This is a genomic window from Actinomadura sp. ATCC 39365, from assembly GCF_054392275.1.
The window spans coordinates 3,362,501-3,376,682 of record NZ_CP184335.1; the positions used below are offsets into that span (position 1 = coordinate 3,362,501).

The following is a 14,182-nucleotide window of genomic DNA, read 5'->3' on the forward strand; positions in this document are numbered from 1 at the left end:
CATCAGGAGCCGATGAAGGACGTGGGAGGCTGCGTTAAGCCTCGGGGAGTCGCCAACCAGACGTTGATCCGGGGATGTCCGAATGGGGAAACCCAGCACCAGTCATGTGGTGTTGCCTCCGCCTGAATGTATAGGGCGGTTGGTGGTAACGCGGGGAAGTGAAACATCTCAGTACCCGTAGGAAGAGAAAACAACAGTGATTCCGTGAGTAGTGGTGAGCGAAAGCGGATGAGGCTAAACCGGGCGTGTGTGATAGCCGGCAGGCGTTGCATGTCCGGGGTCGTGGGACCTTCTTGAAGAAGCTGCCGTTTCTTCGAACAGTGATAAATCGGTGGGGTAGTCGAAGCCTCTGGGAAGGGGCGCCGTAGACCGTGAGAGCCGGGTAGGCGAAACCTTGTCGACTGTTTGAGGGGATCCCAAGTAGCACGGGGCCCGAGAAATCCTGTGTGAATCTGCCAGGACCACCTGGTAAGCCTAAATACTCCCTGATGACCGATAGTGCACGAGTACCGTGAGGGAAAGGTGAAAAGTGCCCCGGTGAGGGGTCGTGAAATAGTACCTGAAACCGTGTGCCTACAAGCCGTAGGAGCTTACAGGAGCTTGTCTTCTGTGTGATGTGACTGCGTGCCTTTTGAAGAATGAGCCTGCGAGTTATGGTGTGTGGCGAGGTTAACCCGTGTGGGGGAGCCGTAGCGAAAGCGAGTCTGAATAGGGCGTTTGAGTCGCATGCTGTAGACCCGAAGCGGAGTGATCTACGCATGGGCAGGTTGAAGCTCAGGTAAGACTGGGTGGAGGACCGAACCCACCAGGGTTGAAAACCTGGGGGATGACCTGTGTGTAGGGGTGAAAGGCCAATCAAACTCCGTGATAGCTGGTTCTCCCCGAAATGCATTTAGGTGCAGCGTCGCGTGTTTCTTGCCGGAGGTAGAGCTACTGGATGGCCGATGGGCCCGACAAGGTTACTGACGTCAGCCAAACTCCGAATGCCGGTAAGTGAGAGCGTGGCAGTGAGACTGCGGGCGATAAGGTTCGTAGTCGAGAGGGAAACAGCCCAGATCACCGACTAAGGCCCCTAAGCGTGTGCTAAGTGGGAAAGGATGTGGAGTCGCAGAGACAACCAGGAGGTTGGCTTAGAAGCAGCCACCCTTGAAAGAGTGCGTAATAGCTCACTGGTCAAGTGATTCTGCGCCGACAATGTAGCGGGGCTCAAGCACACCGCCGAAGTCGTGGCATTGACAGAACATTGTGTCTGTTGATGGGTAGGGGAGCGTCGTGCAGCCGGCGAAGCAGCAGAGTGATCTAGTTGTGGAGGCTGTGCGAGTGAGAATGCAGGCATGAGTAGCGAATCGAGGGTGAGAAACCCTCGCGCCGGATGACCAAGGGTTCCTGGGGCAGGCTAATCCGCCCAGGGTAAGTCGGGACCTAAGGCGAGGCCGACAGGCGTAGTCGATGGACAACGGGTTGATATTCCCGTACCCGCTTTAACGCGCCCATATCGAACCTCGTGATGCTAAGAGTCCTTAACTCGCCTAAAGCCTTCGGGCTTGGGGTCAGAGTGAACGCTCGATCCGATCGGGTAGTAGGTAAGCGATGGGGTGACGCAGGAAGGTAGTCCAGCCCAGGCGATGGTTGTCCTGGGGTAAGCATGTAGGGCGGAACGTAGGCAAATCCGCGTTCCATATAGCCTGAGATGTGATGCCGAGCCGATTGTGGTGAAGTGGATGATCCTATGCTGCCGAGAAAAGCCTCTAGCGAGTGTTGTGGCGGCCCGTACCCTAAACCGACTCAGGTGGTCAGGTAGAGAATACTAAGGCGATCGGGTGAACTGTGGTTAAGGAACTCGGCAAATTGCCCCCGTAACTTCGGGAGAAGGGGGACCTCTGCTGGTGATGAGTCTTGCACTCGGAGCTGGTGGGGGTCGCAGTGGCCAGGGGGAAGCGACTGTTTACTAAAAACACAGGTCCGTGCGAAGTCGTAAGACGATGTATACGGACTGACGCCTGCCCGGTGCCGGAACGTTAAGGGGATCGCTTAGTTGTGGTGACACAGCGAAGGTGAGAACTTAAGCGCCGGTAAACGGCGGTGGTAACTATAACCATCCTAAGGTAGCGAAATTCCTTGTCGGGTAAGTTCCGACCTGCACGAATGGCGTAACGACTTCCCCGCTGTCTCAACCGCAGACCCGGCGAAATTGCACTACGAGTAAAGATGCTCGTTACGCGCAGCAGGACGGAAAGACCCCGGGACCTTCACTACAGCTTGACATTGGCGTTTGGAGCGTCTTGTGTAGGATAGGTGGGAGACTGGGAAGCTCGGACGCTAGTTCGGGTGGAGTCATTGGTGAAATACCACTCTGGTCGTTTTGAACGTCTAACTCTGGTCCGTGATCCGGATCGAGGACAGTGTCTGGTGGGTAGTTTAACTGGGGCGGTTGCCTCCTAAAAGGTAACGGAGGCGCCCAAAGGTTCCCTCAGCCTGGTTGGCAATCAGGTGTTGAGTGTAAGTGCACAAGGGAGCTTGACTGTGAGACTGACGGGTCGAGCAGGAGCGAAAGCTGGGACTAGTGATCCGGCATCGGCGTGTGGAAGCGGTGTCGCTCAACGGCTAAAAGGTACCCCGGGGATAACAGGCTGATCTTCCCCAAGAGTCCATATCGACGGGATGGTTTGGCACCTCGATGTCGGCTCGTCGCATCCTGGGGCTGGAGTAGGTCCCAAGGGTTGGGCTGTTCGCCCATTAAAGCGGTACGCGAGCTGGGTTTAGAACGTCGCGAGACAGTTCGGTCCCTATCCGCTGCGCGCGCAGGAGACTTGAAAGGAGCTGTCCCTAGTACGAGAGGACCGGGACGGACGAACCTCTGGTGTGCCAGTTGTACCGCCAGGTGCACGGCTGGTTGGCTACGTTCGGAAGGGATAACCGCTGAAAGCATCTAAGCGGGAAGCTCGCCTTGAGATGAGGTCTCCCACCACGTTTGTGGGTAAGGCTCCCGGTAGACGACCGGGTTGATAGGCCGGAGGTGGAAGCACAGTAATGTGTGGAGCTGACCGGTACTAATAGGCCGAGGACTTGACCTCAAAGCTTTTGCTCGCGTCCACTAGGCAATTCTGAGACAGCAAACAGTTCTGTTTGTTTGTTTCATAGGGTTACGGCGGTTATGGCGGGAAGGAAACACCCGGTTACATTCCGAACCCGGAAGTTAAGCTTCTCTGCGCCGATGGTACTGCACTCGGGAGGGTGTGGGAGAGTAGGTCACCGCCGGACAATCTTTCGAAGAGGCCCCACACGGTTCGTGTGGGGCCTCTTCGCGTTCAAAGGCATGGCAACACGAACGAGGGCCACCCCCAGCAGCCGGGGTGGCCCTTTTGTGCGTTCGGGGACCAGTGGGTCAGACGCGCTGCCACAAGGCCGGGACGTTGGGTGGCTCCCAGCCGGTCAGTGACGTGTGCCCCTGCAGGCACCGGTACGTCAACCCGCCGTAGGTCACCTGGTCACCCGCCTGGTAGGTCACCCCAACCTTCCAGGTTCCGCCGCCCGGAGACGGGCTTGTCGTGGGCGTGGGAGTAGGCGTCTGTGTGGGTGGCACGCCCTGGACATTGAGCACGAAGTCGAACGTCGCTTCCTTTCCCGAGCCGACGGGGCGGACGTTCATGAGCAGTCTCGGGTCGTAGATGGTGTCGGTGTTGTTGCGCGGCTCACCCGGGAAGTAGAGCTGCGTGGTGAGGATCCCGCGGCCCGGAGCCTGCGCCTTGACGTGGATGTGCCGGGTACGGCCGGGGTAGAGGCCGGGCACGATGGTGGTGAGCTTGAAGGCCCCCTGGGCGTTCGTGTACTGGTGCCCACGGAAGTTGTACGTGACGTTGTCGTAGTTGCCGTTGGTGTCGGCCTGCCAGAAGTCGAGCAGGACGTTCGCCAGCGGCTGACAGGACAGTCCGAACACGTATCCGCTCACCGTCAGCGGGGTTCCCGAGCCGGGGAGGGTCGAGCGCTGGGGGGAGTTGGGCTTGAAGTAGGGGCCCTCGGTCTGCGAGATCGTGAGATCGTCACCGTCGTCGCAGAACGGGGTGGGCTCAAGCTGCTGGCCGGTCCCAGCCATGGTGCGGGCCAGGGCCGGCACCTCGCCGATCAGGAACGGGACCGGTGTCGCTATGAGAGCCGCCTTGAACAGCGCTTTCCTGGTGATTCCGCGCTGCCTTTCCTCGCGAGTGTTCTCGCCTTCCACGATGGCCTCCTTGAAAGCGCCTGCTGGGGGGTAGAGCAGGCTGTTCTCCAAGGTGGCACCCTGCGGCGGAGGTGAGTACCCTCTAATTTTCTATACGATTCACGATATGTTTGCCCCGCGTCCAGACCGCTACGCGTGGTCAGTAGGGTTGAGGGGTGGATTATCGTGCGGTTGAACGTGCCATCCTGGAGCGGGGCGTCGAGTGGGATTTCGAGCCGACGCTCGACAGGATCGCTGCGCTCATGGATTTGCTCGGCTCGCCTCAGCGGGCGTACCCGGTCATACACATCGCCGGCACCAACGGCAAGACGACCACGGCGCGGCTGACAGAGGCGCTGCTCCGGGAGCGCAACCTGAGGGTGGGCCGGTTCACCAGCCCGCACCTGGTCACCGTGCGCGAGCGCATCACGGTCGACGGCGAGCCGCTGAGCGAGGAGCGTTTCGCCGAGGTCTACGAGGAGATCGCGCCCTACGTCGAGCTGGCCGACGCGCAGGGGCACCGGCGCATCCAGTTCTTCGAGCTGCTGACGGCCATGGCGTTCGCGGCGTTCGCCGACACGCCGGTCGACGTCGCGGTCATCGAGGCCGGCATGGGCGGGTCGTGGGACGCGACTAACGTCGCAGACGGCCTGGTGTCGGTCATCATGCCCATCTCCCTCGATCACATGGATCGTCTGGGTCCTGACATCCCGAGCATCGCCGGGGAGAAGGCCGGGATCATCAAGCCGGGCGCCACGACCGTGCTCGCTCAGCAGGAGCTGGCCGCGGCCGAGGTGCTGATGCGCCGCGCGGCCGAGGTCGGCGCGGTGGTGGCGCGCGAGGGGCTGGAGTTCGGCGTGCTCGGCCGGGAGCTGGCGATGGGCGGGCAGTTGCTCACGCTGCGCGGGCTCAAGGGCGTCTACGACGAGATCTACCTGCCGCTCCACGGCAGTTACCAGGCGAGCAACGCGGTGTGCGCGCTGGCCGCCGTCGAGGCGCTGACCGGTGGCGACGATCCGCTCGACGCCGACCTGGTGCGCCAGGCGTTCGCCCAGGCGGCCTCGCCCGGCCGGATGGAGGTCGTACGGCACACACCCACGGTGGTGATCGACGCGGCGCACAACCCCGGCGGGCTGGAGGCGAGCCTGGAGGCGCTGCACGAGGCCTTCGACTTCGCCAAGGTGATCGGCGTGGTCGCGGTCATGCGCGACAAGGACGTCGAGACCCTGCTGGAACTGCTGGAGCCGATGCTCGACGAGATCGTGGTGACGCGTAACTCCTCGCCCAGGTCGTTGTCGGCGCAGGAGCTCGCCGCGCTGGCCGTGCCGCTGTTCGGCGAGGACCGCGTGCACGTCGTCGAACGGCTCGACGAGGCCATCGACAGGGGCATCGGCATCGCCGACGCTGAGGGCGAGTTCAGCGGGACCGGGGTGTTCATCACCGGTTCAGTGGTCACGGCCGGAGATGCCCGGCATCTGCTCAAGGCGGATGGTGTGAGATGAATTTCGAGGTCACACCGGGCATGCGCAGGCTCGGCGCGAGCGTGCTCGGCATGGAGGCCATCGTGGCCGGGCTCATCACGCCGGTGGCGATCACCGTGGGCGGCGTGGCCCCCGCGCTCGCCGTCACGGTGGGCATCGGGCTCGCGGTGTTGTGCGTGGTCGCCGCGGGCCTGCTCAAGCGGCCCTTCGGGTACGTCATGGGCAGCGTCATCCAGGTGCTGGCCATCGCCACGGGCTTCCTCGTGCCGACCATGTTCTTCCTCGGCGCGATCTTCGCGGCGCTGTGGATCACCGCGATTATCGTAGCTCGCCGTGTCGAGGGCGTGACTTCCCGCTAAAGTCGGCCTACATGGCCGTCCCCCCGATTCAACGGTCGCCGCATCCGGCTGGCCTCAGACGTTCCTGGCTGCTCGACGTGGTGCTCGGGCTGCTCGTCCTCGTGGCGTTGCCGCTGGCGATCGTCGCGATACCCAACACGCTGTCCGTGGTCGCCGATCTGCTGCCGGGCGACTTCGACCAGATCGGACTGAGTCGTACGCACGGGCTGGCGCTGCCCGCCCTGATGCTGACGGTGCCGCTCGCGGCCGTCGCGTTGCGGCGGATGAAGGTGGCCCACGTGCTGGTCGCGGGGCTCGCGCTGGTGGCGGTGGCCGACGCGGCGGGCGGATACGCGGCCTCCGAGCTGGTCGTCGGGGTCGTACGCGTGCTGCGCGGCGTCGGCGGCGGCCTGATCGTGCCGGCCACGCTGGTGGCGGTCTGGGACCGTACGCCCGCGCTGCGCGGCCTGTGGGCCGGGGTGTTGTGCGTCAGCCTGCTGGAGGCTCAGGCGTTCGCGCTCTGGCCGTTGGTCGACGTGACGAGCTGGAAGGTCACGCTGCAGCCCTACCCGATGGCCACCGGGGTCGCGCTGGCGCTGGCGGCGGCGTACCTGGTGGTCTGGAGGTTCGCCGGGCGGCGGCCCGCGCCCGCGCCGGACGCCAGGGAGCGCAGCCGGCTGCTGCTCGCGGCCGTGCCCGCGGCGGGCATCGCGGTCGTGGCGGTCAGCACGGCGAGCGCGGGGTGGGGCGTCGTCCCGGTGCTCCTGCTGGCGGGGGTGGCGATCGCCGGGCTGCTGGCGCTCGGCTCGATCGGACGGACGGAGGGCCGCACGCACGCGTACACGATGGTGGCCGTCGGGGTGGTGCTGCTGCCGAGCACGGCCCAGGTCACGCTGGTGGAGATGGGCGGTCTGGGCGGGCCGGGGCTGCGCGGGCTGTGGACGCCGTTCGGGGTGGCGGCGGTGCTCGCGGTCGTCGCCGGGGTGGGCGTGCGGCTGTTCGCCAAGGGCGTGGGGCGGCTCGCGGCGCCGCTCGGGCTGCTGGCGATGGTGGTCGGCCTGTGCTCGGTGCGGCTGGTCGTCCCGTCGGCCGACGGGCTGGTGCTGGCGGTGCCGTTCACGCTGCTGGCGGTGGGGGCCACCGTGGCGGTCACGGCCACGCTCGGCGAGGTCGGGATCGGGGCGGCGGCGTTCGGGCTGTCGCTGGGCGTCGCGGGCGTGCTGGCGGGCTACCTGCTGGGCACCGGCGTGCAGATGTGGATGCTGGAGGGGGTCGGGTCGCGCCAGGAGCTGGTCGACAGCTTCGTGGGCGCGTTGCACTGGTGGGCGTTGATCGGCGGGTTCCTCCTGGTGGGCGTGATCGTGCTGGCGGCGGCGATGGGGCGGCGGCCGTCCCGGGAGGAGGAGCCGTCGTCGGGCGGCGAGGCGGCGGAGGTCGCGGTCGCTGTCGGGGCCGGTCGCGAGCGCGGAGGCGCGGCGCAGGAGCCGGTCACGACGTGGGGCTCGGTCGTTCCCGAGGGTTCTCCCGCGCCGGAGGAGGACGAGCCTGCCGAGCCCGCGCCCGCGGTGCCGCCACAGGCGCCATCGCCGGAGGACGGCGAGCGGTCCTGAAGTCCTCGCCTGCGCGCGTCATGCCTGTGGCGCCGAGGGTGTGGGCGCGGACGGTAAGCTGAGCGACGGCTATGGCGACGCGAGGGCCCGTGTCCCGCGGAGCGCCCTCGTGGTCAGGCCAGGCGCCCGTAGCCGCGACCCGAATCTGTTCAAAGGAGAACCACACGTGTCCGAGCGCACTCTTGTCCTGATCAAGCCCGACGGGGTGAAGCGTGGCCTCATCGGTGACGTGATCGCCCGCGTGGAGCGCAAGGGCCTCAAGGTCGTGGCGATGGACCTGCGCACCCTCGACGCCGACACCGCCAAGGCGCACTACGCCGAGCACGCCGAGAAGCCGTTCTTCGGCGAGCTGGTCGACTTCATCACCTCGGCGCCGCTCGTGGCCCTCGTCCTTGAGGGCCCGCGCGCCATCGAGGCCTTCCGCGCGCTGGCCGGCGCCACCGACCCGGTCAAGTCCGCCCCCGGCACCATCCGCGGCGACCACGCCCTGGAGATCGGCGAGAACGTCGTCCACGGCTCCGACTCGCCCGAGTCCGCGGCCAGGGAGATCAAGATCTTCTTCCCCGACCGCTTCTAGCAGTCAGCTTCACCCGCGCGCCCGCCGGCTTCACGCCGTGCGGGCGCGTCTTTTTGTCGGCGGTGAGTTGTAGCGTTCACCGAGTCTGGCAGGCGTCGGCGCAGTTGATCCGGTCGTGTGGGTGCAATTCGGGCAAAATCCAGGTTGAGGTAGGGGCTGGAGATTTTTGTGGAGCGCGAGGGCTCATTGCGCTCACTGGTGGGTACGTCACGTTACGATTCGAATTCGATCCGTAGTCATTCGCGAACGACGATACGGAGGGCTCCGTTCCCCATGGGCAGCAAGCTCGCGTTTCTCGGCCGTGACATGGCGGTCGATCTGGGCACCGCCAACACGTTGGTGTACGTGCGTGGCCGGGGCATCGTGCTCAATGAGCCGTCAGTCGTAGCGATCAACACCACCACAGGCAAGATCGTGGCGGTGGGCATCGAGGCAAAGCGAATGATCGGTCGTACGCCCGGCAACATCGTCGCCATCCGCCCGCTGAAGGACGGCGTGATCGCCGACTTCGACGTCACCGAACGGATGTTGCGCTACTTCATCCAACGAGTGCACAGACGACGCCATTTCGCCAAGCCGCGCATCATCATCGCCGTGCCGAGCGGCATCACCAGCGTCGAACAGCGCGCGGTGAAGGAAGCCGGATACCAGGCCGGCGCAAGGAAGGTCTACATCGTCGAGGAGCCGATGGCCGCCGCCATCGGGGCCGGGCTGCCGGTGCACGAGCCCACCGGGAACATGGTGGTCGACATCGGTGGCGGCACCACCGAGGTGGCCATCATCTCGATGGGCGGCGTGGTCACCAGCCAGTCGATCAGGATCGGCGGCGACGAGCTCGACCAGGCGGTGATCACGTTCGCCAAGAAGGAGTACTCGCTGATGCTCGGCGAGCGCACCGCCGAGGAGATCAAGATGGCGATCGGGTCGGCCTGCCCCAACGGCGAGGAGTCCCACGCCGAGGTGCGGGGACGCGACCTGGTCAGCGGGCTGCCCAAGACGATCATCGTGTCGAGCGAGGAGATCCGCAAGGCCACCGAGGAGCCGGTCAACGCGATCGTCGACGCGGTGAAGACCACCCTCGACAAGTGCCCGCCCGAGCTGTCGGGCGACATCATGGACCGCGGCATCGCCCTGACCGGCGGCGGTGCCCTGCTCAAGGGCCTCGACGAGCGGGTCAAGGCCGAGACCGGCATGCCCGTCCACCTGGTGGAGAACGCCCTCGACTCGGTGGCCATCGGCTCGGGCAAGTGCGCTGAGGAGTTCGAGGCCCTGCAGCAGGTGCTGGTTCCGGAGTCGCGGCACTGATGAGAGATTCGCGCCGGGCCCGGCTGATCCTGGGAGTGCTGCTGATGGCGGCGCTGGTCGTCCTGACCATCGACCATCGTGCGGGCGACAGCTCACCGCTGCGTCCGCTGCGCTCGGCGGGGTCCTGGGTGTTCGGCGCGGCCGAGCGGTTCGGTGGGGGCGTGGTGCGGCCCGTCGGCGGCTTCCTGCACGCCCTGGCCAGCGCGCCCAGCGCACAGCGGCACATCGAGCAGCTGCAGGAGGAGAACGCCAGGCTACGGGCCGGGCTCTCCACCAGCACGCTCGACGCCACCCGCTCGGCGGAGCTGAAGAAGCTGCTCGGCCTCTCCGGCACCGGCGGCTACAAGGTGGTCACGGCCAACGTGGTGGCCAGGCGCGGGCAGCCGGGGTTCGAGGACAGCGTGCAGATCGACGTGGGCACCGGTGACGGGGTGCGTCCCGACATGACGGTGCTCAACGGTGACGGGCTGGTCGGCCGGGTCATCCACGCCTCGTCCGCCACCTCCACGGTGTTGCTGCTCAGCGACCCCGCCTCGGCCGCCGGGGGGCGGCTGGAGGGCGGCCAGGAGATCGGCGTGGTGCACGGGGTGGGCGAGAACGGGCGGCTCGTGCAGTTCCGGCTGCTCGACTCGACGGCGCCGATGGAGCGGGGCGGGCGCATCGTCAGCTTCGGCTCCAAGAACGGGCGGCCGTACGTGCCGGGGGTGCCGATCGGGGTGATCGAACGCGTGGAGTCGACGCCGGGGGAGCTGACCCGGATCGCCTACGCCAGGCCGTTCGCCGACCTGACGGCGCTCGACGTGGTCGGTGTGGTGGTCGAAGGGCCCAAGCGGGATCCGCGTGACGCGGTGCTGCCGGTCAAGGAGGGGGCGCGGTGATCGGCGACGGCACGGCCTCCGGCGAGGCCGCTGCTGGTGTGGTGATCGGGGGATGAGAAGCGTGCTGCTTTCGGCGGGGACGGAGGCGCGGTGATCGGGGCGATGGTCGTGGTGCTGGCGTTGCTGGCACAGGTCATGCTGGTCAACCGGCTGCCGTTGCCGGCGGGCGGCGCGCCTGACCTGGTGCTGCTGGCGGTGGTGGGCGTGGCGCTCGACCGCGGGCCGGTGGCGGGGGCGATGGCCGGGTTCTTCTCGGGGCTGCTGGTGGACCTGGTGCCGCCGACGGCGCATCTGATGGGCCAGTACGCGTTCGTGCTGGCCCTGGTCGGTTATGTGGCGGGGCGGGGCGCGGGCGGGCCGGCGACGACCGTCGTGCTGTGCGTGCTGATCGCGCCGCTGGTGGCCGTGGGTGTGGCCGGGCTGCTGTCCGATCCGCGGGTGTCGCTGGCGACGCTGACCCAGCAGGTGCCCGTCACCGTCCTCTACACGCTCATCGTGGCGCCGGTGGTGATCTGGCTGGCCACCCGGGGGAGACAGCCGAGGTTCTCGACATGATCCGCATGCGTACCAGGTTGCTGGTGTTGCACGTCCTGGTGGTGCTGCTGCTCGTCGTGCTGGCCGTACGGCTGTGGCAGGTACAGGTCGTGCGCGGCCAGGAGTTCGTGACCAGGGCGATGGAGACCAGGACGCGCACGGTGATCGTGCCCGCGGTGCGGGGGCAGATTCTCGACTCGTCGGGGCGTCCGCTGGTGCGCAACCGCACGGCGCTGGTCGTGTCCGTGGACCGGACGAAGCTGAACCGGATGCCGGGCGGGGGGATGAGCGTGCTGCGCAGGCTCTCCTCGGTGCTCGACCGGCCGGTCAAGGACCTGCGGCAGCGCATCACGCCCTGCGGGCCGGGGGTGGGCAGGCCGTGCTGGACGGGGTCGCCGTACCAGCCGGTTCCGCTGGACGAGAAGGTGGACACGCGCGAGGCGTTGCAGATCCTGGAGCGGCAGGAGGAGTTCCCGGGGGTGACCGCGGAGATCCACTCCGTCCGGCAGTACCCGGGCGGGCGGGCCGGGGCGCAGATGCTGGGTTACCTGCAGCCGGTGACCGAGGCGGAGCTGGAGAAGCGCGAGGGGCTCAAGGCCAGCTTCTCCGGTGTCGACCTGGCGGGGCGCGACGGCATCGAGTACGTCTACGACGACGCGCTGCGCGGCAAGTCGGGGCTGCGCAGGGTGCAGGTCGACCGGATGGGCAAGGCACTCGGGGTCGAGGAGCAGGTGCCGCCGGTCGCCGGCGACCACCTGGTGACCAGCATCGACGCGCGGGTGCAGGCGGTGACGGAGAAGGCGCTCGCCCACGCGATGAAGAACGCGCCCGGGGCCGACGGCGGCGCCGCGGTGGTGCTCGACGCGCGTTCCGGGCGGGTGGTGTCGGTGGCCAGCGCGCCGGGGTACGACCCGGAGATCTGGGCCGGTGGCATCTCGGCCAAGGGGTACCAGTGGCTGTTGTCGGACAAGTCGGGTAAGCCGCTGGTGTCGCGGGCGATCAACGGACAGTTCGCGCCCGGTTCGACGTTCAAGGTGTCGTCTGTGTCGTCGATGTTGCGGGCCGGGTATCCGATCAACGGCACGTACGACTGCCCCGGGGCGTACATGGTGGGCGACCGGTCCTTCAGCAACTTCCGGGGCATCGGCCTCGGGCAGATGAACCTGCACACGGCGCTGGTCAAGTCGTGCGACACCATCTTCTACCGGGCGGCGTACGAGCAGTACCTGAAGGACGGCGGGCGCAACCCGAAGAAGCGCACGAAGGAGGTGTTCGCCAACACGGCCAGGGCCTTCGGCTTCGGCCGCCCGACCGGGGTCGACCTGCCGGGCGAGTCCTCCGGGCGCATCCCCGACCGGGCCTGGAAGAAGGACCTGTGGAACCGGACCAGCGCCACGAGCTGCGAGCGGTCGCGCAAGGGATATCCGGAGGAGAAGGACCGGGCGCGGGCCGACTTCCTCAAACGCCTGGCCCTGGAGAACTGCACCGAGGGCTTCTTGCTGCGGCCCGGTGACTCGGCCAACTTCGCGATCGGGCAGGGCGACGTCCTGGTGACGCCGATGCAGCTCGCGCGGGCGTACATGGCGCTGGTGAGCGACGGCAAGGTCCGCAGCCCGCGCATCGGGTGGGCGCAGGTGAGGCCTGACGGCAAGGTGGTCAAGACCATCGACGTGCCGGTGGTCGGCAAGCTGCCGATCAGCGACAAGGAACGCGCCTACATCAAGAACGCGCTGAGCCAGGTGCCCTCCGATGGCACCGCGGCGGGGGCGTTCACCGGCTTCCCGATGGACAAGGTGCGCATCGGCGGCAAGACCGGTACCGCGGAGGTGTGGGGCAAGAAGGACACCTCGTGGTTCGCGTCGTTCGCGCCCACCAACCATCCGCAGTTCGTGGTGGTCGTCATGGTGTCGCAGGGCGGCATGGGCGCCTCGACCGCGGCGCCGGCCGCACGTGAGATCTACGAGGGCATCTACGGCTTCAAGGGGCAGCCGGCCGCCGTGCCCGGCGGAAGACTTCCGACCAAGCTGCCGAAGTTCGCGCCCGACGGGACGGTGATCCACCAATGAACCGTGCCGCGGCCGCGCGGCGGCCCTCGCTCATCCAGCGGGCCATCGGCGAGCACTCGGTGGTTCGGCGCATGGACGGGCTGATGCTGGTCGCGGTGGCCGGGCTGTGCCTGATCGGCACCCTGCTGGTGTGGTCCTCGACCCGCACGTGGGCGCCCGGCGCCACCGGGCTGGTCAAGAAGCACCTGCTCAACGAGGTCATCGGCGTGACCCTGTGCGCCGTGGTGGCGATGGTCGACCACCGGGCGATGCGGGCGTACGCGCCGCTGGTGTTCCTGGTGTCGCTGGTGGGGCTGGCGCTGGTGATCACACCGCTGGGCGCGACGATCAACGGGTCGCACTCGTGGATCCTGCTCGGCGGCGGGTTCGCGGTGCAGCCGTCGGAGTTCGCCAAGGTCGGGCTGCTGCTGATCATCGCGATGCTGCTGGCCCAGCCCGCCGAGGGCAGCGACCGGCCGCGCGGCCTGGACATCACGCTGGCCCTGATCGCGGCGGGCATCACGATGGGGCTGGTGATGCTGCAGCCCGACCTCGGCACGGCGCTCGTGCTCGCCGTGATCACGGCCGCGGGGCTGGTGATCGGGGGCGTGCGCAAGCGGTGGATCGTGGGGCTGGTGCTCGTGGCGGCGGCCGGGGTGTTCTGCGTGTTCTGGTTCAACCTGCTGGAGCCGTACCAGGTGGCGCGGTTCACCGCGTTCGTCGATCCGAAGGTGGATCCGCGCGGGGTGGGCTACAACAGCACGCAGTCGCTGATCGCGATCGGCTCCGGGCAACTGCTGGGCAAGGGGCTCTTCGGCGGCGGGCAGACGACCGGCCGGTTCGTGCCCGAGCAGCACACCGACTTCATCTTCACGGTGGCGGGGGAGGAGTTCGGGTTCATCGGGTCGGTCACCGTGGTGCTGCTGCTCGGCGTGGTGCTGCTGCGCGGGCTGAAGGTCGCCAGGCACTGCGACGACCGGTTCGGCACGCTGGTCGCGGGCATGATCGTGTGCTGGTTCGCGTTCCAGACGTTCATCAATGTCGGGATGACGATCGGGATCATGCCGATCACCGGTCTGCCGCTGCCTTTCGTGTCCTACGGCGGCACCGCCACGTTCGCGAACCTCATGGCGGTAGGGCTGCTCCTGGCCATCAGAGTGCGGCGGCAGTCGTTCGACTGAGCGCGTTGCGGGGGCCGTCCGCCGGTGGGCCGGAT

At 67.0% G+C, this 14,182-nt stretch carries 10 protein-coding genes and 2 rRNA genes (1 of these 12 only partly in view); 11 read left to right on the forward strand and 1 reads right to left on the reverse strand.

Going from position 1 to position 14,182, the window contains the following annotated elements; translation table 11 throughout:
- Nucleotides 1-3,074: ribosomal RNA gene (locus tag ACNF49_RS16770) — 23S ribosomal RNA — on the forward strand; it begins 36 nt to the left of the window's first position.
- A gap of 70 nt (nucleotides 3,075-3,144) precedes the next feature.
- Nucleotides 3,145-3,261, forward strand: a 5S ribosomal RNA gene (gene rrf / locus ACNF49_RS16775).
- A 124-nt stretch (nucleotides 3,262-3,385) separates the two neighbouring features.
- On the opposite strand, the gene ACNF49_RS16780 is transcribed toward rrf, so the two are convergent.
- Entirely contained in the window at nucleotides 3,386-4,219 is an 834-nt protein-coding gene (locus ACNF49_RS16780) for a dioxygenase family protein (RefSeq protein WP_482944275.1), read from the reverse strand.
- 155 nt (nucleotides 4,220-4,374) lie between these two features.
- Here ACNF49_RS16780 and ACNF49_RS16785 point away from each other — a divergent pair, with 155 nt between their 5' ends.
- The 9 genes from ACNF49_RS16785 (at nucleotide 4,375) to rodA (ending at nucleotide 14,147) form a co-directional block, all read left to right on the forward strand.
- The gene (locus ACNF49_RS16785; protein WP_482944276.1) at nucleotides 4,375-5,700 is read left to right on the forward strand and encodes a bifunctional folylpolyglutamate synthase/dihydrofolate synthase; all 1,326 of its coding nucleotides are present in this window, start codon (nucleotides 4,375-4,377) and stop codon (nucleotides 5,698-5,700) included.
- A complete protein-coding gene (locus ACNF49_RS16790) occupies nucleotides 5,697-6,038 on the forward strand; it encodes a DUF4233 domain-containing protein (RefSeq protein WP_357984630.1) in 342 nt (113 codons plus the stop codon). The genes ACNF49_RS16785 and ACNF49_RS16790 overlap by 4 nt, the downstream gene beginning before the upstream one ends.
- Nucleotides 6,039-6,049: 11 nt before the next feature.
- Entirely contained in the window at nucleotides 6,050-7,627 is a 1,578-nt protein-coding gene (locus tag ACNF49_RS16795; protein WP_482944277.1) for a hypothetical protein, read from the forward strand.
- A gap of 166 nt (nucleotides 7,628-7,793) precedes the next feature.
- Complete coding sequence (ndk, locus tag ACNF49_RS16800; protein ID WP_352358020.1) at nucleotides 7,794-8,204, forward strand: nucleoside-diphosphate kinase; 411 nt, start codon at nucleotides 7,794-7,796, stop codon at nucleotides 8,202-8,204.
- 273 nt (nucleotides 8,205-8,477) lie between these two features.
- A complete protein-coding gene (locus tag ACNF49_RS16805; protein WP_357984885.1) occupies nucleotides 8,478-9,509 on the forward strand; it encodes a rod shape-determining protein in 1,032 nt (343 codons plus the stop codon).
- Nucleotides 9,509-10,387 carry a rod shape-determining protein MreC gene (mreC, locus tag ACNF49_RS16810; protein WP_357984636.1) on the forward strand — a complete coding sequence of 293 codons (879 nt, stop codon included), beginning with the start codon at nucleotides 9,509-9,511 and terminating at the stop codon, nucleotides 10,385-10,387. The genes ACNF49_RS16805 and mreC overlap by 1 nt, the downstream gene beginning before the upstream one ends.
- Nucleotides 10,388-10,477: 90 nt before the next feature.
- The gene (gene mreD / locus ACNF49_RS16815; protein ID WP_357984639.1) at nucleotides 10,478-10,942 is read left to right on the forward strand and encodes a rod shape-determining protein MreD; all 465 of its coding nucleotides are present in this window, start codon (nucleotides 10,478-10,480) and stop codon (nucleotides 10,940-10,942) included.
- Nucleotides 10,939-12,987 carry a penicillin-binding protein 2 gene (mrdA, locus tag ACNF49_RS16820; RefSeq protein WP_482944278.1) on the forward strand — a complete coding sequence of 683 codons (2,049 nt, stop codon included), beginning with the start codon at nucleotides 10,939-10,941 and terminating at the stop codon, nucleotides 12,985-12,987. Before mreD ends, mrdA begins: the two co-directional genes overlap by 4 nt.
- On the forward strand, nucleotides 12,984-14,147 hold the full coding sequence (rodA, locus tag ACNF49_RS16825) for a rod shape-determining protein RodA (protein ID WP_357984645.1): 1,164 nt from the start codon (nucleotides 12,984-12,986) through the stop codon (nucleotides 14,145-14,147). Before mrdA ends, rodA begins: the two co-directional genes overlap by 4 nt.
- The last annotated feature ends 35 nt before the right edge of the window (nucleotides 14,148-14,182 follow it).